Below are 24,776 nucleotides of genomic sequence, written 5' to 3' on the forward strand. Positions count from 1 at the left end.
CACAACAGTGCCCGTTTTCTTTATCTCAGAAGCCTGACTCAGGATGCCATCGGCTGCTGATTCTGCAACCGGTGAGCCAGCGGCAGCCAGCACAGCACCATAATCACGGAGACTGCCAGCATCAGCAGGCCGACACTGCCCTGCCCGCCCTGCGGCATCAGTGCTGAAATCCAGGTGGCAACACCGGAACCCACATTCTGTAATCCGCCCACCAGCGCACCGGCAGCTCCCGCCAGATACGGGAACGGCTCCATTGCCGCCGTGGTGGCCAGCGGAAACAGCATCCCGGCACCAAAAAAGAACAATGCAGCGGGGATCAGTAACGTCCAGACATTCATCACACCCAGCAGCCCCGGGATCCACATCAGCGCACCGGCCACCAGGCAGCAGATTACCGCACACCACACCAGAAAACTGAAGGATTTACTGTCCCGCCCGGCAAACCAGGCACCGAAAAATGCTGCCGGGATCGGCAGAATAAACAGAATACTCACCGCCATACTACTCAGCCCCAGGCCGTCACGCATCAGCACACCACTGGAGGCCTCAAATACCGCCACCCCGGCCAGGCCGCAAATCAGCATCGCCAGATACGGCACAAATGTCCGGTTGGTCAGCAGCAGGCGGAAAGAGGCCCACATTTTCGGTTTCTCTTTCATCGGCGGACGGGTTTCCGGCAGCTTGTGCCACATGTTGTAACCCACCGCCAGGCCGAGCAGGAGCAGAAACGCATAACAGGCGCGCCAGCCGAAGAAAAACGCCAGCGCACCGCCGAGCATCGGGGCAATCAGCGGGCTGACCAGGATCCCCATATTCAGCAGGCTGTTGGCATAGCGCAGGGAAATCCCGGTATATAAATCACGCGGCATGGTCCGGGCCATCACCCCGGCCACCCCGGTCCCCAGCCCCTGCAACCCGCTGGCAATCACCAGCATGGTCAGGTTCGGCGAAAACAGCGCAGCAGTCGTGGATAACACATAAATAAATAACCCGGTGAGGATCACCGGACGGCGGCCGATTTTATCTGAGATCGGCCCGTAAATAAGCTGGGATGCACCATAGGTAAATAAATACGCCGCCATCACACTCTGCACGGCACCCGCCGGTTCGCCGAAATCCAGCGCAATATCCGTTATTACCGGTACATACACCGTCTGCGTCATTTGCCCGACAGCAATCAGCGCAATCAGCATTACCAGCAGATGAAAATTTTCCAGTTTTTTCATTTTTATTGTCAGTCTTTACATTGTTACCGGGAGGGCACAGCACAATTCCGGCAGTGATAATTACAGCCAGAATCAGTCATACTTGCGATACCCTATAAAATAGCAAATTAAAAAAATTTTGGGAGATAGTTCACACATTTATTTTTGTTACCAAACGACCGTTTTTATGCTGTTTCCGGCAACTAAACTGTACAGTTCATCCTGATTTATCGTATTCATGCGACAGGATCCTCTGACGCATTTAATCGATACATTTTTCCCCGTTGGCTTATTACACTGGTTTACATATTAATAACGACCATTCTGCGACTGACGGAGGTTATGCATGTCAAACTGGATCACAGGACGTGTCACACGTATCACACACCATACTGATACCTTATTCAGCCTGCATGTTCAGGCACCTGTCCGCCCGTTTACGGCGGGACAATTCGCCAAACTCGGTCTGGAAATTGACGGCGAACGCATACAGCGCGCTTATTCTTATGTTAATGCACCGGATGATGATGATCTTGAATTTTACCTGGTCACCGTCGGCGACGGTAAACTCAGCCCGCGGCTGGCAGCCCTGATCCCGGGAGATGAACTACTGATCACCGATGAAGCGGCCGGTTTTTTTGTGCTTGATGAAGTACCGGACTGCGATACTCTCTGGATGCTCTCCACCGGCACCGCCATCGGCCCGTTTTTATCCATTCTGCAATACGGCAGGGATCTGGCGCGGTTCCGGCATATTGTGCTGGTGCATGCCGTGCGCTATGCCGCCGACCTGAGCTATCTGCCGCTGATGCAGGAACTGCAGAAAAACCTCGGGAGTGACAAACTGCGGATTGTGGCTGTCGTCAGCCGGGAACATGCGGAAGGCTCACTGCATGGCCGGGTACCGGCACTGATCCGCACCGGTGAGCTGGAAGCGGCCGCCGGGTTACCGCTGACCGCCGAAAACAGCCATGTGATGCTGTGCGGTAACCCGGAAATGGTAAAAGATACACAGAATTTACTGAAAACAGAGCGGGAGATGCGCAAACACCTGCGCCGCAAGCCCGGTCATATCACCAGCGAACAATACTGGTGAGCCTGTGACAGCGGGTTTTCCCGCTGTCTCTGCTTCAGAGGCTGTCGATTTTATCCACCGGCTGCGTGCTCTCCCCGAAACGGTTACCTTCATCAAGGCTTTTAAACACGCCGCAGTCGAGCACCATTATCATCACGATAAAAATCGGCAGAAAACGCCCCAGTCCCCACTGCCAGAAATCACCGGCGAGGCTCCAGTCCGGTGTGGTCAGCGCCCACGCCATCACCAGCATCAATGCCCAGCCGCCGCGTTTATTGCGATCATGCAGGCGTTTGGTAAAAATTGCGGCTGCCGGATACATCACCATCAGTACCGGTACCATAATCACTTCAACAGGTAACTGAAACAGCCCCTGTAATGACATCAGGAGAAACAGCACTGCGCCGCACACGCCGATCCCCGCCCAGAATGCTTTGCGGCCGATCCGCCCGTGAAACGAAAACGCCCATTGTTGTAGTGTCATTTCTCTTTCCTAATCGTGTACACTGGTTATGTTGCAGACAGATCACAGGGAGCCGTTATGAACGCAGTCAAAAAAACCGTACTGACCGCCCTGACAGCGGGATGCGCACTGCTGCCTGTCACATCCGCTGCGGCAGGTGATACGGTACTGATCCCCATCCCCTGCTCACCGGAAGCGCTCTGGCTTCAGGCAGATGCGCCCGCCTTCGGCATCACCATCCCCGTTATGCGCGAACAGTTTAACCGCAACAACCCGTTGCTGCCATTGCGGGAATACAAAGTCGTGGCCTCAAACGATATTACTGCCAGCTATCTGCGGGCGGCAACCCGCATCAGCCCTTATATTTACTCCTCTGCCGTCCTTGAGCGCGACAGTGAAAAAATCAAAAGTCTCCAGCTGACACTGCTGCCCGGTGCGGACAGTTCGGCGGAAAAAAACAACCGGGATCTGATGCTGGCCTATATTAAAGCACTGATTATTCAGTTCGAGCCGACACTCAATAAAAGCAATATTGATGCCGCCCTGAGCCGGGCGCTGGCAACGGATTTCAAAACCGGCACTTACGCCTCTCAATTCGGTGCATTACGTTATCTTCTGGTAGTTGATAGTAAAAATGGGGTAACTTTCGCTATTGAACCGATTAAGCTTTCGCTATCTAATAGTGAAACAGCACAGTAAACAGTGGCCGAAAAGCAAAGCTATTTCGCGCCGCTTTCACTATACTGTCTCTCTGTTTGCCTGTTCGCCGCTCTGCGCGGACAATGGTAATAAAGCTGAAGTCATTTAACTCATTCCGGCAGGAGGAAATACAATGCGACATCCCTTAGTCATGGGTAACTGGAAGCTGAACGGCAGCAGTAAAATGGTTCATGAGCTGATCACCGCTCTGCGTCATGAAATCGGTAATGTCACCGGATGTGATGTTGCGATCGCACCACCGGCAATTTATCTCTCTCAGGCCAAACAGGTTCTGGCGGGCTCCTCCATTGTGCTGGGTGCCCAGGATACCGGCCTGAATCTCTCCGGTGCGTTCACCGGCGAAACCTCCCCTGAAATGCTGAAAGATATCGGCGCGCAGTACATCATTATCGGTCACTCCGAGCGCCGTACTTACCACGGTGAGAGTGATGAATTAGTGGCAGAAAAATTCGCTGTCCTGAAAAAACTGGGTCTGACCCCGGTACTGTGCATCGGTGAGTCCGAAGCAGAAAATGAAGCGGGTAAAACCGAAGAAGTCTGCGCACGTCAGATTGATGCTGTTCTGAATACCCAGGGTGCAGACGCTTTCCTCGGCGCGGTCATTGCCTATGAGCCTATCTGGGCTATCGGTACCGGCAAATCCGCCACTCCTGCGCAGGCACAGGCAGTCCACAAATTTATCCGCAACCATATCGCGAAAAAAGATGCGAAAGTGGCAGAGCAGGTCATCATCCAGTACGGCGGTTCCGTGAACGATAAAAATGCCGCAGAGCTGTTCACTCAGCCGGATATCGACGGTGCATTAGTCGGCGGCGCATCACTGAAAGCCGATGCGTTCGGCGTGATCGTCAAAGCTGCTGCCGCAGCCAAAGCGGCAAAATAATCCCGGATTCCGGACAGCAAAAAGCGGCGAAATCGCCGCTTTTTTTGTGTGTTCCGTGAAATCATAGCCGGTACTGTCGTTTTAAATAACAAAAAACTAGTTTTTCCAGTTTATATTATTTTTATTTTCACGTTTAAATGTCTCCCGCACCCGGTCAATAATATCTGTCTGTGCCTTTGTCGGTTTCCCCTCCAGCGTCACCACACGTTCTAATAATGAAAGGAATGTCACAACCATTTCAGGTGTAAATTGCTTCATACTCAATTTAAGTATATGAGGGACACTTTGATCAAAATTCAGTTCGTTATCATGTACCAGATGTGACGATGAGGAAAACAAGTCCGCAGCATCCTGATTTTCCAGGTTAAAATTATCCGTAAACAGCGTAATTACCGTTTGTTTTTGTTCCCGGGATATTTCCCCTTCCTGCTTCAGAGCCCCGACAATAATAACGGCAGCTGCTTCTGTTGCCGTCGGTAAATTATAAATCGGTTTCACCCCGTATTGTTCTTGCCACTTTCTTCGCCGGGCCCAGGTAAACGGATTAAACGAATTCAGATCAACACCTGAGTTTTGTAATGAATGTAACGCCCATACAAGCGCCGCTAATGCTGAAATTGCAGCAATAATAATATGCATATTGAGGTCTGCCCCACTGTCCTTATGAATCCGGTATCCGACTTCTTTTAAATTCTCCATGTTACAGACAGAGATGCAACAAAAAATGTGTGACAAGGCGGCGAAATGAAGAGCCCCGGGAACATACATCAGTATGTGACCCTAGCGATGAATGAAGCCAACACCGCCACAGGCTGAAGGACAATTCGCGTAATCCTCTAAATCATTCAGTTTGTGGCAAGGCGGCAAAGTGAGAACATCCCCGGGAACATACACCAGTATGTGACCGGGGTGGGCGAACGCAGCCAACACGGCCACGGACTGAAGGATGACGAGGATTTTTTAGTAGAGTTTCTTCGCGGTCTCATACCAGTCTTTCTTAAACACCCGCTTCATATTCATCACCGCATCAATAATATCGTGATGAACCAGTTTTTCATTCTGGATCCCGACACAGCGGCCGCCGTAACCTTCCAGCAGTAACTGAATAGAATATGCGCCCATGCGGGATGCGAGGATACGGTCATACGCCACCGGTGAACCGCCGCGCTGGATATGGCCCAGCACCGTTGCGCGGGTTTCGTGATGTGTTGTTGCCTCGATCTGGCGCGCCAGCTCATACACATCGGTGACATGTTCGGTGATCGCTACAATGGCATGGCGTTTACCTTTATCAATCCCGGCTTTGATTTCTGCAATCAGTTCATCACTGCTGTATTCCACTTCGTTCGGCGGCAGAACGATAAATTCACAGCCTCCGGCAATGGCGGCAGACAGCGTCAGGTCACCGCAATAGCGCCCCATCACTTCCACAATAGAGATACGTTTGTGGGATGTGGAGGTATCACGCAGGCGGTCAATCGCTTCAACCACGGTTTCCAGCGCGGTAAAATAGCCGATGGTGTAATCGGTTCCTGCCACGTCATTATCGATAGTGCCCGGCAGACCGATGCACGGAAAACCCGCTTCGGTCAGTTTTTTGGCGCCGAGATAGGAACCGTCCCCGCCGATAACCACCAGCGCGTCGATGCCGTTTTTGCGCATATTTTCAATCGCCGTTTCCCGCACTTTATCATCACGGAATTCCGGGAAACGGGCTGACCCGAGGAAGGTACCGCCGCGGTTGATCACATCAGAGACACTGAAACGGTCGAGCTGTTTCATCCGGTTTTCATACAGCCCGAGATAGCCGTCATAAATCCCGATAACTTCCAGCTCTTCTGACAGCGCAGCGCGGACAACGCCGCGGATCGCAGCATTCATGCCCGGCGCATCACCGCCGCTTGTCAGCACACCGATTCGTTTGATCTTCTTGCTCATGATGACCTCTGATTTGCAGATGTAATATGTGTAAATCTGAAAAACCTGAGCGGCATGTTATCACGCTTCCCCGGTCAGGCTTCGGGAATTCACTGCTGTAATGCGGTGCTGAATTGATTCACCTAACCCTATAGTAAAATAAGGTTTCGCCGGATGCACCTACCTTTGCGGATTTTTTTGTCATTTTGAGACACCGGAAACACCGGTACGTCATAACCGGATATTATTCAGCATACCCGTTAAGGATACCCGAAAAACAGAAAATAATTAGCGTATCCGAAACATTTTTTTCACAAAAAATGCGTTACAGGAAAGAGAGGAGTAAAAACCGGAATTTGAAATCAAAAATCACATCCGGAGAAGAATATATATCCGGATTCTCCGCACATTATGTAATTAATGAAAACAAACAGTAATAAACTATGTAAAAATTTACATTGTGACACAATTAATGCAATAGAATTTTATATAATATTTTTTTGCAATTATTGAATATTACTTATGGCAGGTATTAAAAACAAGAATATCAGTAACATTCAGACATACTAATTTAATATTTATCACACCATCATTATTACTCATATCACGGGTATCGCCATTTCCTCCGGTAAATCAAATCCGGAATTTAAACAACAATACCAACCCAAAAACAGACTTAACAAGAATATTATACTGGACAATAAAATAAAAAAACCATCAGATTACCTTCATTCATCCTGTGTATTAAGATTCATTCCCACCAAATAAAATTAAAAAAACCACTTAAATATGCATATTGCTCTCCGTTGATTAAACAAATCTTAAATAAGATACTTATCTCATAAATAAAAATAACTGCTTTAAATATTTACCCTTTTCGTCTGACGAAATGGCTTTTGTTATATATACCGACACCAGGGAATTACTCATGAAACCAAAAAAGAAAATATTACATCTCGCCATATTGTCCGTTATTTTTACCACCGCGCCTTCATTGGTGATGGCAGAAACATTCTGTGGTGACAGAGGCAGTATCACTTACGGCGGGAGCTCAACACTCACCGGAGAACTCACCGCGGATCAGTGCTATGAGGTTGGCGCATCGGTTATCGGCGATCCCGCAGACTATATCGGGATTGCCAAAGAGCTGACCCTGCTGAGCGGCAGTAAACTCAGTGTGCTTGGCCTGTTTGAGGATTCCCGGGTTCAGGGCGGCGCTGAAGCCTGGATAGGAAAAAATACTAACATCGCTGTGGACGGGTATCACACCGGTTTTCCGGCTACCGGCAGCCGTATTGATATTCAGAGCGGCGGATTAATCCGTGTTCTGGACGGCGGAACATTAAAAGATTCCGTACTCAACGGCGGAACTGTTTATGTCAGTAATACCGGTACAGCAGATGATCCGGGCCAGTCTGAAAATAATACCGTCAACAGCGGCGGGAAATTATTTATTTACCTGGGCGGGGAATCAACCGGCACACAGGTTAATGACGGCGGTTATGAATATGTCCAGCAGGACGGTAAATCCCTGGATACCGTTGTCAATAACGGCGGTGCCCAGATGCTGAAATCCGGCGGATTTGCGGACAGTACCATTATTAATGACGGCGGATTACAGCAACTGCACGGCAAAGGGTTTGCCGATAATACCCTCGTGAACGCCGGAGCCCGGCAATATGTTGTCGATGATTCCAAAGCCACCAATACAACCGTTGATGGCGGTCAGCAATATATTTTCCGTCAAAATACTACCGCTGCTGCCGGTATTGCGGAAGTTAACCGGATAAAAAACGGCGGTGCCCAGATTATTAAAGGCGGCGGACAAGCGATTAATAACAAACTCTATGACACCGCCGTACAACGTATTTACGAAGCCTCCTCCGCGACAGATACCACACTGAGTGATCGCGCCAAAAGCTGGCTGGCGGCCGGCGCACAGCTCCTCGGCGTCACCACCGTTAATCAGCAGTCTCAGGTACAACTAACTGCCGGTGCGGAAGACAGACTGGCGGCAGATGCCGGGGCATATGCGGAAAATATTATCTTATCCGGCACGGACAGCACCCTGCTGGTGATCACCGGCGATACCGGGAATACCGCCTTTGCCGGTTCGCTCAGCGGACAAGGGCAGATCCGGTTTGTTGCGCCGGTTAATGCAGGGTACAGCCATCTGACCATTGATAATCTCTCCGGCAGCCAGACATTCTATATGAACACAGCCATTGCGGAACAACAGGGTGATTACCTCACCATCCGTAACGGCAGTGGTGACCATGCTCTGAATGTACAGGATTCCGGGGCTGAAATTACCCGTCCGGATGAGTCACGTCTTGATGTAATCACGGACGAAAGCAGCAATGCACAGTTCCGCCTGAGCGCCCTCGACGGTACCAATATCAATGCGGTGGACGGCGGGACCTATATGTACTCGCTCTATCAGCGTGATGAGCAGAACGGCAAAATCTGGTATCTGGCGGCTCAGAAAGATGACAATACCGGTGAACCCGGCGAGCCTGAAAAGCCGGTTCCGCCGGTTGTTCCGGACAATAAAACCACACCGTCCACCGACGCAGTGTTATCCATGTCTGCCGCGCCGCAGCTGATTTTTAATCACGAACTCGATAATCTGCGGTTCCGCCGCGGCGAATTACGGGATAATCAGGGCGATGCGGGGGTATGGGTGCGCCTGACTGGCGACAGAACCCGTGCAGGCACCGGACACACACACTTTAAACTGAATCAGGCCGGTTTTGAGCTGGGTGCGGATAAATCCGTCCCGCTGGAAAACGGCAAATTGTGGCTCGGCGTCTTTACCGGCTATAACGATGTCAAACTGAAGCATCAGCGCGGCGGCGAAAGCAGCATCGACAGTGTCACTGCCGGGGGTTACGCCACCTGGTTCTCAGATAACGGCTGGTATCTCGATGGTGTGCTGAAATATAACCATTTTAACAATGAGTTACGTGCGGTTTCCACCAACCGCAGCAGCATCCGCGGGGATTATTCACAGAATGCTTACGGCGCATCCGCAGAAGCCGGTTACTCCTTTGATCTGCCGGACGCCTTCCGGACCGAGCCGTATGCCCGCCTGAGCTATATGCGTGCGGACAGCAAATCAGTTCACCTGAACAATAATATGCAGGCAAAACTGGATGCACAGCAATCCCTGCAATCCGAGCTCGGCCTGCACGCGGGTAAAGATTTCACCCTGAACAATCAGGTGATCATCACCCCTTACGCCACACTGGCCTGGCAGCATGAGTTTATCAGCAATAATGATGTGACCATTAACCAGCGCAATACGTTTGATACCGATTTCTCCGGGGACAGCCTGAAAGCAGGCGGCGGGTTAACAGTCCGTTTCACGCCGCAGATTCAGGCGTATGCGGAAATCGATTACCGCAAAGGCGACAAAACGGAATCGCCGCTGCACGGCAATATCGGCGTGCGCTACAACTTTTAATTTCTCGTTGTGATTCAATTACGGCGGCCGCAAGGCCGCTTTTTTTTACCGGCTGCATCTCCGGTACCCAAAAAACAGATAAAAAAAAGCCCCTCAAGAGGGGCTGTAAAAGACAGGGATGGTGTCTATGGCAAGGAAAAACTTCTTGGGTGCTACTTAACGACTCTACTGACTTCACTACTCTGACAAATGACTACTGACAAATTCATTCCGGCATATTCTGCGCGGAGGAGGCGGATGAAGTATGAATACTCTCCGGCTCAAAATTGGCATCCAGCTGCATTTTCTGCTCCTGGTTGAGTAACTGATACATCTGATGATGAACCCGTATCATCTCAACCTGGTAATCCAGCCGCTTGCGCATCTCCTTTTCCAGCTGATTACGCACCGCCGCTTCATCAAACTTTTCGGCCTTAACCAGCTCGTACAGCGCAATATCATCTTCTGCAAGGTTACGGACATTCCGTAACTGGTCGCGGTAATTGTGCATCAGATCCCGCAACTGCATCCGTTGCTGTTCCGTTAACCGGATACCGGTCAACATAGAGGTATAACCATCTCCCCCTGATGTCGTTATACCTTTATACTGACTGTGACTCTGCACCGGGGTAACGCAGCCATCACTTTCTGAATCCTGCGCCAGTCCGGGCGCACTTTGCATCACAAACATTGACGCTAAAGTGATTGTTGCTATCTTACCCATAGTAGCTCCTTAAACTTCTGAGTCTGCGTCACCTGACCCGTTGGAATTAACTATACGCACCCGGCTGCAAACATGCGTCAGAGCATGTAAAAGAACGTAAAGTCATGGAATAGAAACGTTTGTTGTCGTATTTTGCACGTGGAGGACGTGAATAATGAATAAAATACTGCTTGTTGATGATGACCGCGAATTAACCTCGCTGTTAAAAGAATTACTCGATATGGAAGGGTTCAACGTTGTCATTGCACATGACGGCGAGCAGGCACTGACCCTCCTTGACGATTCCATAGACTTGTTATTGCTCGACATCATGATGCCGCGCAAAAACGGGATTGAAACCCTGAAAGAACTGCGCCAGAACTACCAGACACCGGTGATTATGCTGACCGCACGCGGCAGTGACCTCGACCGTGTTCTGGGGCTTGAACTGGGTGCGGATGACTATCTGCCGAAGCCGTTTAACGATCGCGAGCTGGTGGCGCGTATACGCGCGATTCTGCGCCGCTCCAACTGGAGTGAGCAACAGCAGCAGAGCGACAGCAGCAGTAACTCTTCCGTGGTGATGGTAGATAAACTCCAGCTCAACCCGGGCCGTCAGGAAGCCAGCTTCGGCGACGAAGTGCTGGATCTGACCGGGACTGAGTTCACCCTGCTTTACCTGCTGGCACAGCATCTCGGCCAGGTGGTCAGCCGTGAACACTTAAGTCAGGAAGTGCTGGGCAAACGTCTGACGCCGTTTGACCGTGCCATTGATATGCACATTTCCAACCTGCGCCGCAAATTACCGGAGCGCACAGACGGCCTGCCGTGGTTTAAAACCTTACGCGGTCGTGGTTACCTGATGGTATCAGCAACATGATAAGCAGCCTGACGGCGCGGATTTTCGCCATCTTCTGGTTTACCCTGGCACTGGTGCTGTTACTGGTGCTGATGGTGCCGAAGCTCGACTCCCGGCAGCTGATGCCGCTCCAGGAGGCTGAGTACCGGCAGGGTATGATGCTGCAGCAACATATTGAATCTGATCTCGCACAGGATCCGGCGAATGACCTGCTCTGGTGGCGGCGGCTGACCCGCGCCCTGGTAAAATGGACACCGCCGGACAAGCGCCTGATTATTGTCACCAGCGAAGGCAGGATCATCGGGCCTATCCGTAATGATTCCCAGGTCATCCGTAACTTTATGGGCCAATCAGATAACACTGACAACCCGAAAAAGAAACGTTACGGCCGCATTGAGCTGCTCGGGCCGTTTGAAGTCCGGGACGGCGAAGACCGCTATCAGCTTTATCTGATCCGCCCGGCGAACACCGCGCAGTCTGACTTTATCAACTTTCTGATCGACCGTCCGTTCCTGTTACTGGCCGCCACCATGCTGATCAGCACCCCGCTGCTGCTCTGGCTGGCGTGGAGTCTGGCAAAACCGGCACGAAAACTGAAAAACGCGGCGGATGATGTTGCCAAGGGGAATTTGCGCCAGCATCCGGAACTGGAAGCCGGTCCACAGGAATTCCTGGCGGCGGGTAACAGCTTTAACCAGATGATCAGCGCCCTTGAACGCATGGTGAACGCACAGCAGCGGCTGATATCCGATATCTCCCACGAACTGCGCACCCCGCTCACCCGGCTTCAGCTGGCCACAGCACTGCTGCGCCGCCGCCACGGTGAGAGTAAAGAGCTGGAACGCATCGAGACAGAGACTCACCGCCTCGACGGCATGATCAATGATCTGCTGGTGCTTTCCCGCAGTCAGCACAAAAATGAGCTGCTGCGCCAGAACATCAAAGCCAATGAGCTGTGGGATGACATTCTCGACAATGCGAAGTTTGAGGCGGAACAGCGCCATAAAACGCTGGAAATCACCTCCCCGCCGGGCCCGTGGACAATTTACTGCAACCCGTCCGCTCTCGGCAGTGCATTTGAGAATATTGTCCGTAACGCGCTGCGTTACTCAAACCAGCACATTCAGGTCGCCTTCAGTGCCGACACCAAAGGTATCAGCATTGTGGTGGATGATGATGGTCCGGGCGTCAGCCCGGAAGATCGCGAACATATCTTCCGTCCATTCTACCGCACTGACGAAGCCCGTGACCGCGAATCCGGCGGTACCGGGCTCGGGCTGGCGATTGTCAGCACCGCTATCAGCCAGCACAACGGTAAAGTCACCGCCAACGACAGCCCGCTCGGCGGATTGAGGCTGGAAATCTGGCTGCCGCTGCACCCGCGCTGAAACTCTCTGTCGTTACCGGGAAATCAGTCCCGGTAACTATTCTTTCTTAAGCAGGAATCACCATTGCTATCAACATGATGTAATAAAACATTTCTGCTGTGATTGCGCATGTGCCGATTATAAAAAGTAATAATCCAAAGCTCTGGCTTAAAGTAACACTTTTTCTGCTGCTATCCCAAAAAAGACAGAATTTAAAAAAAATATTAGCCGATTAAACCGCATAAAGTTCGTTTAATGAAAGACTCGCGAGTGTTATCATGCTTGACCTGTCCGGGTAATCGGACTAGCCTTTGGCAGCAAATATAAATAGCGCTGATTGATTTGGTATAAATCATTTACCAATTTATTGAAAAATCAGCCCTCTGTAATACACCACAACTCTTACTGACGAAATTTATCAATAGAATCAGTAGGATAAACTCGCAATAGCGCACTCTGGGAGCGGGTAACCCAGTGCGGTAGCTATGGTCAAAAGAATATAATCATTATATTAATCAGCAAGGTTTTCTGTGAAAGGTATTATTTTAGCAGGTGGTTCAGGTACACGTTTATTTCCTATTACATTAGGAATTTCAAAACAATTATTGCCTATTTATGATAAGCCGATGATTTATTATCCGCTTTCTGTACTCATGCTGGCAGGAATCCGGGAAGTATTAATTATTACAACACCGGAAGATCAATCTGGTTTTCAGCGTTTATTAGGTGACGGCAGTGATTTTGGTATTTCCCTGGAATATGCCGTACAACCTGAACCAGAAGGTCTTGCACAAGCCTTTATCATTGGTGAGAAATTTATCGGTAATGACTCTGTATGTCTGGTACTCGGAGATAACATTTTCTGGGGACAGGGTTTCTCACCTAAACTGCTGAAAGCCGCTTCTTTAGAAGAAGGGGCAGTTGTGTTCGGTTATGAAGTGCAAGATCCGGAACGATTTGGCGTAGTCGAGTTCGACGAGCACTATAATGCTGTATCAATTGAAGAAAAGCCGGTTAAACCAAAATCTAAATATGCTGTAACCGGTTTATACTTTTACGATAACGATGTTATTGAAATCGCTAAAAATATAAAGCCATCTGAGCGTGGTGAACTGGAAATCACAACAGTTAACCAAATTTACCTGAAGAACAATAAATTAAAAGTCGAGTTGCTCGGACGCGGATTTGCCTGGTTAGACACCGGCACACACGACAGCCTGCTGGATGCCGCCAGTTTTGTTGAAACCATTGAAAAACGGCAGGGTTTTAAAGTTGCTTGCCTGGAAGAAATCGCTTACCGGCAGGGGTGGCTGACGTCAGATAAAATTAAACAACTGTCGGTTAAATTAGCAAAAACCAACTATGGTAAATATTTAAATTTATTATTGGATTAACATATGAAAAATATACCCGTCACACAACCATATTTACCACCATTAGAAGAATTTGTACCCTATCTTGAAGAAATTTGGAACAATAAGTGGCTCACAAATAACGGACCATTTCATCAAAGATTAGAAAAAGAACTCTGTAATTATTTAAATGTAGAACATATATCACTTTTTACTAATGCGACAATTGCATTAGTCACTGCTTTACAGACACTAAGAATATCTGGTGAAGTTATTACAACTCCCTACTCATTTGTAGCAACAGCACATTCGATTATCTGGAATAACTTAACTCCTGTTTTTGTAGATATCGATCCAGAGACATGTAATATCGATCCTAAGAAAATAGAAGAAGCTATAACACCAAATACAACAGCGATAATGCCGGTACATTGCTATGGAAACCCTTGTGCAGTTGAAGAAATAGAAAAAATTGCTGATATTTATGGACTAAAAGTTATTTACGATGCAGCACATGCATTTGGTGTTTCATATAAAGGTCATAGTTTATTGGATTATGGCGATCTGTCTATTCTAAGCTTCCATGCAACTAAGGTTTTTAATACATTTGAAGGTGGTGCAATTATTTGCAAAACCGAAAAAATGAAACAACGAATTGATTATTTAAAAAACTTTGGCTTTTCTGATGAAGTAACTGTCACTGCTCCAGGCATTAATGGTAAAATGAGTGAAGTCAATGCCGCCTTTGGGTTATTGCAATTAAAGTATGTAGATAATGCAATACAACAGAGAGAAAAAATAGATAACTATTATAGAAATGAATTAAAAAAAATCCCTGGAATAGATGTTATTAATTTCTCGGCTGATGCCAGTAAAAATTATTCATATTTTCCAATATTAGTTAATGACGGATATCCACTCAGTCGTGACGAACTATACTTGAAATTAAAAAATAATAATATTTTAAGCAGGCGTTATTTTTATCCATTAATAAGTTCAATGCCAATGTATCGTGGTTTTGAATCATCTAAAAACCTTCCAAATGCAGAGTCAATTGCATCAAGAGTATTATGTTTACCTATATATCCTACTTTAGACATTTCAGACATCAACAATATTATTAGATTAATTAAAGAATAAAATTATGAATGTAGCAATAATGCAACCATATTTCTTTCCGTACATAGGATATTTTAGCTTAATACAAAGTTGTGACAAGTTCATAATATTTGATACTCCACAATTTATGAGAAAAGGATGGATAGAAAGAAATCGGATATTAAAATTATCAGGTGGAAGTTCTTATATAAAAGTTCCTCTTGTTAAGTCACCATTAAATACCTCTATAGTCGATATGGAAATCAATAATGATATTGATTGGAAAAGTAAAATATTCGCTCAATTAGAAATTTATAAAAAAATATCACCATATTATACGCAAACCTTGAGCTTAGTGAATCAATGTCTGGAAGGAGAATATACAAAAATATCCAAGTTAAACGAAAATATTATTCGAAAAATAAGTGCATACTTGGGTATAACAACAGACATAACTGTATACTCGGAACAGAGCGATATCATAAATAATGTAAACAGTCCAGATGAATGGGCTCTGGAAATATGTAAAAAAATTGGAGCTGATACATATATAAATGCTCCAGGTGGAAAATCATTCTTTGATAAACAAAAATATATTGATGCTGGTATAAATTTATTATTTATAAATCCAGAGCTAAAAGAATACAAACAAGGAGTAAATAGCTTTGAACCTGGATTATCTATAATAGACATCTTAATGTTTAATTCAAAAGAAACAGTAATGAGTTTTATTAAAGCCTACAGTATAACTAAAGATTAATATTATGATTACCAAAAAACCAGAACAGCAAAATAACTGTACCAAAAATTTAATTTTTACTAAAAATGCGAGAACTGCTTGGAACGTAATTATAGGTAAATTTAAAACATTAGAAACCACTATGCTACTACCATCCTATATAGGTCGAAATGATAAAGAAGGCTCTGGCGTATATGATGCTATACTAGAAAATAATATACAAACTATTTTTTATTCATTAAATAGTAATCTAAGCATCAATATCTCAGATTTAGAAAATAGAATTAAAAATAACAATATTAGTATTCTGCTAGTAATACATTATTTTGGCTTTTGTCGCACAGATATGAAACATATACGCGATATATGTACCAGAAATAACATTATATTAGTTGAAGATTGCGCACATTACTTTAACTTATCCCCTGATAATAAAATTGGAAATTATGGGGATTTTTCATTTTTTTCCATACATAAATATTTAGCCTCTTCGTCTGGTGGCATTCTAAAGGTAAACAATACTAAATACTATAACGACATTAAAGGAATAAATCAGAAAGACGATATAAATGCTGATGACCTAAGAATATATGCCAATGCAGATTTGGATTTGATTTACCAAAAAAGAAAGAAAAACTATCTCATATTCCAAACTTTTTTTTCAGATAAATCATATCTCACATCTCTATATCAACTTACCTCACAAGATATCCCTCAGACATTCCCGGTATTAATACATAATGATTTACGTGAAAAGCTTTATTTTCATTTGGCCAATAAAAATATTATAACTATCTCATTATACTATCGGCTAATTGATGAAATTAATAAAATAGAATTTACAAATTCTGCAGCAATCTCAAATAGTATACTTAATCTTCCTATACACCAAGATACGACAGAGAATGATATACATCTGATATGCAAGGAAATTCATGAATACCTTAATTGAAGTTCCGAGTAAGCCAGAAATCTTAGATTTTATGATAACTATTGATAATTACTTCACTCCTCCATTAAGTACCCGACTGCACTTACCAGACTTTGCCGACAAACTATACCGTAACGCCAATTTAACATGTAATAAATTTAATGGCATGCTCATTTCACTAAGCGCAATTTATGTTAATAAGAATGAATCATTCTTAACTCTCTTAGCAGTTCATAATAACTTCCGTGGAAAGAACATAGCCAGTCAACTACTTTCATATAATATTAATACTCTTATAGAGTTGAATATTCCCTCGATTAAATTAGAAGTTTACAAGAATAACACCAAAGCCATTAGCTTCTATGAAAAATTTAACTTTAATATTGTTAATGAAACTGAACATTCATTTTTCATGTTATTAAAACTATGCTGAAAGCAAATATTATTTCAAATTATTTAAGCCAAATATATATAGCTGGAATTGGTATACTACTTTTACCACTATACGTCCATTACATGGGTGCTGAATCATATGGATTAGTTGGTTTTTTTTCACTTTTACAATCTTGGTTTAATATTTTAGATTTAGGACTTACTCCTACAATTAGTCGAGAAACTGCACGATATAAAAGTGGTGCAACCTCGGAAATTGACTATAAAAAATTCCTTAATTTATTGTCATACTTATTTATATCTGTAGCGCTTATAGGTGGAGGAATTTTATTCTCACTATCCAATGATATCGCACTATATTGGTTAAAACCTACAGAACTAACAATACCAGAAGTTGTATTTTCAGTTCAAGTCATGTCTATAAGTGTAGCTCTTCGATGGTTAAGTGGGTTATATCGAGGAATCATAACAGGGCATGAAAAACTAGTAATACTAAGTAGTATAAATGCAGTTATTGCCACGTTTAGATTTGTTATAGTTTTTGGAGTAATGTGGGTATATGGCTTTACTCCAAAAGTATTTTTCCAATATCAGTTAATAATAGTATTTATAGAATTAATTGTATTAATTTTCTATTCCAATACACTCACTCCCAAAGATATAAAATCAGGGCGTATCACACTAAAATATATTAAATCCGTATCTCCTTTATTAAAATTTTCTTTAACTATTGCTTTCACTTCATCAATTTGGATTCTTGTCACTCAAACAGATAAATTTGTACTATCTGGAATTCTTTCATTAAAAGATTATGGTTACTTTACTATAGCTGTCCTTGTTGCCAATGGAATTATGATAATAAACACTCCGATTAGCACAGCAATAATGCCTCGCTTAGCGAATCTTTATGCCAAAAATAAAGTATCAGAAGCAATTGAAATATATAAATTAGCAACTCGGCTTGTTTGTATCTTGGTAGGTTCATTCGCTATAACAATTATATTTTTCCCTGATTTAGTCATATACGCTTGGTCTGGTGATATACAATTAACATTAAAAGCCTCACCAATATTAAGGCTTTATATAATAGGAAATATAATGTTAGTTATATCTGCATTTCCATATTATATTCAATATGCTCAAGGCAATCTTAAATATCATTTAATTGGTAATATAGGTATGGCTATCTTATTTATTCCCCTTGTGATCTTTGCATCATTACATTTTGGCGGAATAGGTTCAGGATATGTATGGATATTTGTAAATATTATTTTTCTTTTTTTATGGGTTCCATATGTACACAGAAAAGTATCCCCCGGGGTACATCGTGACTGGTTTTTAAATGATATATTATCCATAATTTCCCTGCCCATTATTATATCAATAACGCTCTATTTTTATTTACCACGGCTTAATCAATTTCCATCAGAGTATGGTCGATTGTATGCATTATTTACCATAACTATTATTTCGTTGATTAATTTATTATTTTCCTTGCTTATATCTAAATATAAAAATACTTTTAAAATTGTGAAAAAAAATGAACAAAATTAAATCAGCATCATCTGAATTTTTATATATGGCATCCGTTTGTATTATTACATATAATCAAGAAAATTATATTGAACATTGTTTAAATAGCTTCATTAAACAGAACACCGATTTCAACTATCAAATTATTATCGCTGATGATGGTTCAACAGATGGTACACAATTAATTATCAAGGAACTTCAAAAAAAACATCCAGACTTAATATTTCCAATTCTACAAAAAGAAAATAAAGGCACTGTAAAAAACTTAATTGATGCATATACATGTGCTACAGGTAAATACATTTTCCATATTGATGGGGATGATTATGCTTATCCAAATAAGCTACAAGAGCAAGTTGAAATATTAGAAAGCAACCCTGACTGTATTATATGCACTCACAATGTCAATGTGATTAATAAAAATAATATTATAATCAAAGATAGTTTCCGAAATATGAAAACAGGAAAATATAATATTTTTGATTTATATCAGTGCTTACCTTTTTTTGCACATTCATCAAAAATGTTCAGAAACGTATTTACATCATCATTTTGGGATCAATTTAATGACTCGACTTTAGATATAGAAGTCCACGTTGCTCAACTAAATGAAACAAATCAAAATATATATCATATCGATAAATGTCTCGGTGCGTATCGATATTTTACTGGCGTCTCTGCTAGTAACTCAAGAGTAAATACAGCTATAGTCTCTGGTTCCTCTCGAATTTTTGAAAATGCACTCATACAAAATAGGCAGTCCCAATCCCTTATTAAAAAAGCATACGCAAAAAAAATGATGGAGTATGCTTATCAAAGTGCAACACTGGGTAACAAAAGTGACTACAAGAAATATATAGAAAAATCTGTAAATATCAAAATTTATTCAGCCATTCAATTACTTTTTTTCATTCTTAAACCCTTGCCCGCGCTTTCTATTGCTTTATGCAAAACTCGTTCAATATTTCGCGGCTATAATAGTAATAAACAACCATGATACTCAATCCATTTCGTATCGTTATTCTTTTATATTTTGCATCAAATACTTTAGCTCTTATTAATGGAATAAATAATAATGGAATTATTGTCGAGGGGCAATTTTTCAATTTGCCTATAGAAACAATGATATTGTCATATATATGTATTTCACTATTTTTAGTGTTTTTCTATATTACAAATACATTTATCATTAAGAATAAACGCCCTGATAAAATATCTATAAATAATAATTGGGGGATTTTATTAATATTAATTCAACTATCATTTTTCCTATTTAATAAGTATTATAATTTAAATATTGCCGGAAGCAGTTATAGATTATCAGAACAAACAACTGCTAACTTGATATTTATCATATTACAACCAGATAATTTATTTCTTATTATATCATCATTAATACCATCAAATTTAATCTTCTTTATCAACACTATCATATTTGCTTTATCAATGTCATCAAGAGGTTGGCTTGGTGGATTATTTTTGATTGGTTTTATTATGTTGATTCGATATTATCCTGTTCGTTTATCTTTTCGACGACTGTTAATTTCAATAATATTACTGCTTCTGTTATTACTGTTTATTCCGAACCTTATAGAGTTAAAATGGTTAATTAGAAATCATGGCAATATAACACAGTATTTTAGCAATATTAGTCTTTATAAAAATATACAGGAAATTAATACCTCACTGCAATATATCTTTAATAGGTTTCAACACCTGGGACATGTCTCTATTTTTATGAATAATTCTGATTTATTTTATGAAAACTATATAAATAATCAATTCTTGACATATTGGTGGGAAGGGTTACCTCAAAAAATTGTACTTAAACTATTATCATATGACTCTGTTACATTAAGTAAGTATGCCGTTTCGGTAATATATAATATAGATAATCCCTCATGGAACATTAACACTGGAATTGTTAGCTGGATATTTGTCACTCGAGAATACTCGATATTAATAGCTGTTTACTTGGTATTTTTCTATATTATTCCATTGTATTATTTAGCCAAACATAATGAGTATCATCTTTACATGTTACTGTCATGTTTTTCTATAATATTTTTATTTCATGGCTGGTTCGGGGCATACTTCAATATAATGATATACACAATCATATTTCAATATATAAAAAGGATTCGTTTTCGCTTCAAACATAAATCACACATAAGCAAAACTACAACTCAATAATCTTATTCATATGAAAAAAATAATATTTTCCGCAAATACATGTTGGTATTTATATAACTTTAGAAAAAACACTATAAATGAATATCTAAAAAATAGTGAAGTCCATATTATATCGTCTTATGATACTCATACAGAGTTATTAATAAGTATGGGATGTATATTTCACTCAGTTGATATCAGCTCAGCATCTATGAATCCTTTTAAAGAATGGGTACACATAGCTAAGTTTTATAAAATAATAAAATCAATAAGGCCCGTGATAATATTTAATTTCACACCAAAATCAAATATATATTGTTCTTTAGCATGTAGATTATTAAATACAGATGCTATACTCATTAACAACATTGCGGGTTTAGGAAAAGCATTTATTAGAAAAAATATAAAGTATTATATTTTACTTTTCTTGTATAAAATATCACAAAAAAAGACACACACTATATTTTTTCAAAATAATGAAGATCTACAATTATTTAAAAAATACAAAATCATTAAAAATAATTATGCTCGCATTCCTGGCTCTGGTGTAGATCTTGATAGATTTACATTTGATATTTCTAAATCAACTCCCAGTGTTAATAATTTTTTATTTTCAGGTCGTTTGTTGGAGGAGAAGGGAATATCTCTATATATAAACGCTGCGAGAGAGCTAAAAAAACAGTTTAACAATTTGAATTTCTTTGTTGCCGGTTATTTAGACTTTAGTCAAAAATCCTGCGTCAATAAGTTGTTATTTGAAAACGCCGTTTCTGATGGAATTATTAATTATTTAGGCCCTTTAGATGATATAACTATTGCATTAAACAAGATTGATTGTATTGTATTGCCCTCCTACTATCGGGAAGGTGTTCCTAAATCACTTTTAGAAGCAGGGGCTATGGGTAAGATTATCGTAACTACAAATAATATTGGATGTAAAGAAACTGTAATTGATAATGAAACTGGGCTGCTATGCATTCCTCGTTCTCTTGATGACCTTATCGAAAAGATAAAATATCTTCTACAAAAACCACATACCGATATAATAGAAATGAAAATCAAAGCTCACAGTTTTATATCTACTAACTTTGATGAGAAAATAATAATTAATGAATATTTAAAATTTGATAAATATGAATAAAAAAATTGTAATTAGAATTATACCAAAACTAAAAATTGGCGGAGTAGAAAGAGGTATATTGAAAGAGATTGAATTATTAAAAGTAAACACATCTCTTAATATAAGCTATCATTTGATTATTATAGAAAAATCAGACTTACTCATCGAGAGTTTCCCACCACACATTACAGTTCATTACTTGAATACTAAATTTTTTAATTTCATTAAGATATCCAAAAAAATATTGTCAATCCGTCAATCTCCTGATGATAAAATTATAGTCATATCATCATTATGGAAATCTCACATTCAAAATATTGCTTCCTATATTTTAAGTCGTGGAAAATTTAAAAAAGGAGTTTTTTTCCACTCTGATAATTATGCTCATATTATAGATAAAATAGTTTCTAAGATATCATTTCATTATTCTGATTTTGTATTGTTTGATTCAGAAAAAACTATGGCTGCATATCAAACAAATAAACAAAAATTCATTATTCCATTTAATTTTAAAAGAAACAATAAGTTATATACTGAAAAATTAGATCCAAGCTTTGTATATGTTGGGCGAATAAATAAGGTAAAAGGGATAGATAGAGCTATTGATTTATTCAGTTATATTAATAAAAAAATACCCGATGCTAAATTTGACATATTTGGTCCTGATGAAGGTGAATTAAATAATCTTAACCATAAAGTTTCATCATTAGGTATGACAAATAACATTACATTTTATCCATCTATATCCTATGAAATGGTTGATAGTATTCTTGTTAACTACACTTTTTATCTCCAATTAAGTCATCGTGAAGGTTTGGCTGCTTCAGTTATGCAAGCTCAATCCATGGGGCTAATACCCATTGTAACACCTGTCGGCGAAATTCCGTTCTACTGTCACGATGAATATAATAGTATTATTGTTAATCACACCTCATCATATGAGAAAAAATCTCAAGTAATATCACGTTTACTTAAAGATACAAGTATTCTCCTGAGAATGAAAAAAAATGCTATCGACACAGTTAAAGAGTATCCTTCTTACGATGATAAATTTATTGAAATGCTAACCACAATATCATAACTACCTTTCTTTAATAAAAATGAATATTACACAGGATTTTTAATGAAATATCTTGTAACTGGCTCTGCTGGATTTATTGGTTTTCACATCGCGATGAAATTATTAAAATCTGGCCATCATGTTGTTGGTGTTGATAATATCAATGACTACTACAGTATAGAATTGAAAAAATCTCGTACTGCTAATTTAATAAAAATGAGTAATTTTACTTTTCATCAATTAGATATCACGGATAAAGATCAAATATTCACATTATTCAGGAATGAGAATTTTGACAAGGTCATTCATCTTGCGGCCCAAGCTGGTGTTAGATATTCATTAATTAATCCATATTCTTACGCAGATTCTAACTTGACTGGTTTTTTAACTATTCTGGAAAGTTGTCGAAACCACAAGATTAAACATCTGATTTATGCTTCATCAAGCTCTGTTTATGGCTTAAATAGTAAACTACCTTTTTCGACACATGATTCCACTTCCCAGCCAGCATCTCTTTATGCTGCAACAAAAAAAGCCAACGAATTAATGGCTCATAGCTACTCCCATCTTTATGGGATTCCAACGACTGGCTTGCGCTTTTTCACTGTATACGGTCCTTGGGGGCGGCCAGATATGGCACTATTTAAATTTACGTCTGCTATCATTAATAAAATACCTATTGATGTTTATAATAACGGAATGCTATCCAGAGACTTCACCTACATTGATGATATTGTTGAAGGTATTTATCGGATTGCAGATATAATACCTACAAATGTCTCAAATAATATTGGTAATGCTACTCCATTTAGTATCTATAACATTGGTAATGGATCCCCTGTCTCTTTAATAGATTATATTAGTTCACTTGAGAAACATTTGGGTATTGAGTCAATTAAAAATATGTTGCCAATGCAGCCTGGTGATGTTTACAGTACATGGGCTGATACCAGTGATTTTATCAATGCCACTGGTTATAAACCACAGGTAGATATTGATGAAGGAATTGAACAATTTGTTAGTTGGTATAAGAAGTACTATAAAGTCTAGTTATCATTAATTACATGATTACTTCTGAGTTATACTTCTTATGTTAATACTAGTTATGTCTTATTAATTATGCCGAATTTTTTGTAGTCATATATAAATCGCTAGTACTATTTGCGTAATAATATCTGACATGTTTATTATTCATAAATTACCATGCTCAACATCGTCTTATTCGAACCTGAAATACCACCTAACACCGGTAATATCATCCGCTTATGTGCCAATACCGGCTTTCGGCTGCATCTTATTCACCCGCTGGGGTTTACCTGGGATGATAAACGTCTGCGCCGGGCCGGGCTGGATTACAGTGAGTTTGCGGATATCAAACATCATCATGATTATTACGCCTTTCTCGACAGCGAGGGGCTGAGTGCTGATAATGCTCAGTCGCCGACCGGTAACCGGGTATTTGCGCTGACGACCAAAGGCACACCGCGTCACAGTAATGTCAGCTATCAGGCCGGGGATTATCTGCTGTTCGGGCCGGAGACTCGTGGGCTGCCGCCTTATGTACTGGATAATATGCCGGTTGACCAGAAAATCCGTGTACCGATGCTGCCGGACAGCCGCAGTATGAATTTATCCAATACCGTTGCAGTGATTGTGTTTGAAGCCTGGCGGCAACTGGATTATGCCGGGGCGTTATTGCGGGATTAACGATACTCTGTATTCCGGACACAAAAAAGACAGC

The 24,776-nt window shown here is 41.5% G+C and carries 23 protein-coding genes; 18 read left to right on the forward strand and 5 right to left on the reverse strand.

The window, feature by feature from the left end; all coding sequences use genetic code 11:
• Nucleotides 1–38: 38 nt before the first annotated feature.
• Complete coding sequence (emrD, locus tag ACF8OF_RS01705; RefSeq protein WP_262862616.1) at nucleotides 39–1,226, reverse strand: multidrug efflux MFS transporter EmrD; 1,188 nt, start codon at nucleotides 1,224–1,226, stop codon at nucleotides 39–41.
• 325 nt (nucleotides 1,227–1,551) lie between these two features.
• Here emrD and fpr point away from each other — a divergent pair, with 325 nt between their 5' ends.
• Nucleotides 1,552–2,301, forward strand: a complete 750-nt coding sequence (gene fpr, locus ACF8OF_RS01710) for a ferredoxin--NADP(+) reductase (protein WP_392495512.1) — start codon at nucleotides 1,552–1,554, stop codon at nucleotides 2,299–2,301.
• Between the two features lie 34 nt (nucleotides 2,302–2,335).
• Here fpr and ACF8OF_RS01715 read toward each other — a convergent pair whose 3' ends face one another.
• Nucleotides 2,336–2,764 carry a DUF805 domain-containing protein gene (locus ACF8OF_RS01715; RefSeq protein ID WP_392495514.1) on the reverse strand — a complete coding sequence of 143 codons (429 nt, stop codon included), beginning with the start codon at nucleotides 2,762–2,764 and terminating at the stop codon, nucleotides 2,336–2,338.
• Between the two features lie 57 nt (nucleotides 2,765–2,821).
• Between ACF8OF_RS01715 and ACF8OF_RS01720 the strand changes: the two genes are divergently transcribed.
• On the forward strand, nucleotides 2,822–3,442 hold the full coding sequence (locus tag ACF8OF_RS01720) for a DUF1454 family protein (RefSeq protein WP_392495515.1): 621 nt from the start codon (nucleotides 2,822–2,824) through the stop codon (nucleotides 3,440–3,442).
• Nucleotides 3,443–3,575: 133 nt separating this feature from the next.
• Nucleotides 3,576–4,346, forward strand: coding sequence for a triose-phosphate isomerase (gene tpiA / locus ACF8OF_RS01725; protein ID WP_392495516.1), 771 nt, complete (start codon nucleotides 3,576–3,578; stop codon nucleotides 4,344–4,346).
• A gap of 96 nt (nucleotides 4,347–4,442) precedes the next feature.
• On the opposite strand, the gene ACF8OF_RS01730 is transcribed toward tpiA, so the two are convergent.
• Both ACF8OF_RS01730 and pfkA read right to left on the reverse strand, forming a co-directional pair.
• On the reverse strand, nucleotides 4,443–5,045 hold the full coding sequence (locus ACF8OF_RS01730) for a phenylacetic acid degradation protein (protein ID WP_392495518.1): 603 nt from the start codon (nucleotides 5,043–5,045) through the stop codon (nucleotides 4,443–4,445).
• A gap of 261 nt (nucleotides 5,046–5,306) precedes the next feature.
• The gene (pfkA, locus tag ACF8OF_RS01735) at nucleotides 5,307–6,284 is read right to left on the reverse strand and encodes a 6-phosphofructokinase (RefSeq protein ID WP_025151989.1); all 978 of its coding nucleotides are present in this window, start codon (nucleotides 6,282–6,284) and stop codon (nucleotides 5,307–5,309) included.
• A gap of 907 nt (nucleotides 6,285–7,191) precedes the next feature.
• On the opposite strand from pfkA, the gene ACF8OF_RS01740 reads away from it, so the two are divergent.
• Complete coding sequence (locus ACF8OF_RS01740; RefSeq protein ID WP_392495520.1) at nucleotides 7,192–9,729, forward strand: autotransporter outer membrane beta-barrel domain-containing protein; 2,538 nt, start codon at nucleotides 7,192–7,194, stop codon at nucleotides 9,727–9,729.
• Between the two features lie 205 nt (nucleotides 9,730–9,934).
• Here ACF8OF_RS01740 and ACF8OF_RS01745 read toward each other — a convergent pair whose 3' ends face one another.
• The gene (locus ACF8OF_RS01745) at nucleotides 9,935–10,432 is read right to left on the reverse strand and encodes a Spy/CpxP family protein refolding chaperone (protein ID WP_392495521.1); all 498 of its coding nucleotides are present in this window, start codon (nucleotides 10,430–10,432) and stop codon (nucleotides 9,935–9,937) included.
• A gap of 154 nt (nucleotides 10,433–10,586) precedes the next feature.
• On the opposite strand from ACF8OF_RS01745, the gene cpxR reads away from it, so the two are divergent.
• The 14 genes from cpxR (at nucleotide 10,587) to trmL (ending at nucleotide 24,742) form a co-directional block, all read left to right on the forward strand.
• Nucleotides 10,587–11,291, forward strand: coding sequence for an envelope stress response regulator transcription factor CpxR (gene cpxR, locus ACF8OF_RS01750; RefSeq protein ID WP_004236626.1), 705 nt, complete (start codon nucleotides 10,587–10,589; stop codon nucleotides 11,289–11,291).
• Nucleotides 11,288–12,658 (forward strand): envelope stress sensor histidine kinase CpxA, encoded by a 1,371-nt coding sequence (cpxA, locus tag ACF8OF_RS01755; RefSeq protein ID WP_024473658.1) that lies wholly within the window; start codon nucleotides 11,288–11,290, stop codon nucleotides 12,656–12,658. The genes cpxR and cpxA overlap by 4 nt, the downstream gene beginning before the upstream one ends.
• A gap of 509 nt (nucleotides 12,659–13,167) precedes the next feature.
• Nucleotides 13,168–14,031 carry a glucose-1-phosphate thymidylyltransferase RfbA gene (rfbA, locus tag ACF8OF_RS01760; protein WP_392495523.1) on the forward strand — a complete coding sequence of 288 codons (864 nt, stop codon included), beginning with the start codon at nucleotides 13,168–13,170 and terminating at the stop codon, nucleotides 14,029–14,031.
• Nucleotides 14,032–14,034: 3 nt separating this feature from the next.
• On the forward strand, nucleotides 14,035–15,129 hold the full coding sequence (vioA, locus tag ACF8OF_RS01765; RefSeq protein ID WP_392495524.1) for a dTDP-4-amino-4,6-dideoxy-D-glucose aminotransferase VioA: 1,095 nt from the start codon (nucleotides 14,035–14,037) through the stop codon (nucleotides 15,127–15,129).
• A 4-nt stretch (nucleotides 15,130–15,133) separates the two neighbouring features.
• A complete protein-coding gene (locus tag ACF8OF_RS01770) occupies nucleotides 15,134–15,847 on the forward strand; it encodes a WbqC family protein (RefSeq protein WP_392495525.1) in 714 nt (237 codons plus the stop codon).
• A 4-nt stretch (nucleotides 15,848–15,851) separates the two neighbouring features.
• Nucleotides 15,852–16,778 (forward strand): DegT/DnrJ/EryC1/StrS family aminotransferase, encoded by a 927-nt coding sequence (locus tag ACF8OF_RS01775; protein WP_392495527.1) that lies wholly within the window; start codon nucleotides 15,852–15,854, stop codon nucleotides 16,776–16,778.
• Nucleotides 16,762–17,190 (forward strand): GNAT family N-acetyltransferase, encoded by a 429-nt coding sequence (locus ACF8OF_RS01780; protein WP_392495528.1) that lies wholly within the window; start codon nucleotides 16,762–16,764, stop codon nucleotides 17,188–17,190. Before ACF8OF_RS01775 ends, ACF8OF_RS01780 begins: the two co-directional genes overlap by 17 nt.
• Entirely contained in the window at nucleotides 17,184–18,704 is a 1,521-nt protein-coding gene (locus tag ACF8OF_RS01785; RefSeq protein ID WP_392495529.1) for a lipopolysaccharide biosynthesis protein, read from the forward strand. The genes ACF8OF_RS01780 and ACF8OF_RS01785 overlap by 7 nt, the downstream gene beginning before the upstream one ends.
• Complete coding sequence (locus tag ACF8OF_RS01790; RefSeq protein WP_392495530.1) at nucleotides 18,691–19,680, forward strand: glycosyltransferase family 2 protein; 990 nt, start codon at nucleotides 18,691–18,693, stop codon at nucleotides 19,678–19,680. The genes ACF8OF_RS01785 and ACF8OF_RS01790 overlap by 14 nt, the downstream gene beginning before the upstream one ends.
• Nucleotides 19,677–20,876, forward strand: a complete 1,200-nt coding sequence (gene wzy, locus ACF8OF_RS01795) for an oligosaccharide repeat unit polymerase (protein ID WP_392495531.1) — start codon at nucleotides 19,677–19,679, stop codon at nucleotides 20,874–20,876. The genes ACF8OF_RS01790 and wzy overlap by 4 nt, the downstream gene beginning before the upstream one ends.
• A gap of 10 nt (nucleotides 20,877–20,886) precedes the next feature.
• Nucleotides 20,887–21,996: a glycosyltransferase family 4 protein gene (locus ACF8OF_RS01800; protein ID WP_392495533.1), complete on the forward strand. Its 1,110-nt coding sequence runs from the start codon at nucleotides 20,887–20,889 to the stop codon at nucleotides 21,994–21,996.
• A complete protein-coding gene (locus tag ACF8OF_RS01805) occupies nucleotides 21,989–23,056 on the forward strand; it encodes a glycosyltransferase family 4 protein (protein WP_392495534.1) in 1,068 nt (355 codons plus the stop codon). Before ACF8OF_RS01800 ends, ACF8OF_RS01805 begins: the two co-directional genes overlap by 8 nt.
• A gap of 42 nt (nucleotides 23,057–23,098) precedes the next feature.
• A complete protein-coding gene (locus ACF8OF_RS01810; protein ID WP_392495535.1) occupies nucleotides 23,099–24,085 on the forward strand; it encodes an NAD-dependent epimerase in 987 nt (328 codons plus the stop codon).
• A 153-nt stretch (nucleotides 24,086–24,238) separates the two neighbouring features.
• Nucleotides 24,239–24,742, forward strand: coding sequence for a tRNA (uridine(34)/cytosine(34)/5-carboxymethylaminomethyluridine(34)-2'-O)-methyltransferase TrmL (trmL, locus tag ACF8OF_RS01815; RefSeq protein ID WP_262862602.1), 504 nt, complete (start codon nucleotides 24,239–24,241; stop codon nucleotides 24,740–24,742).
• Nucleotides 24,743–24,776 lie beyond the last annotated feature (34 nt).

It is taken from the genome of Morganella sp. TYF_1, assembly GCF_043105645.1.
Classification (GTDB): Bacteria; Pseudomonadota; Gammaproteobacteria; order Enterobacterales; family Enterobacteriaceae; genus Morganella; species Morganella morganii_B.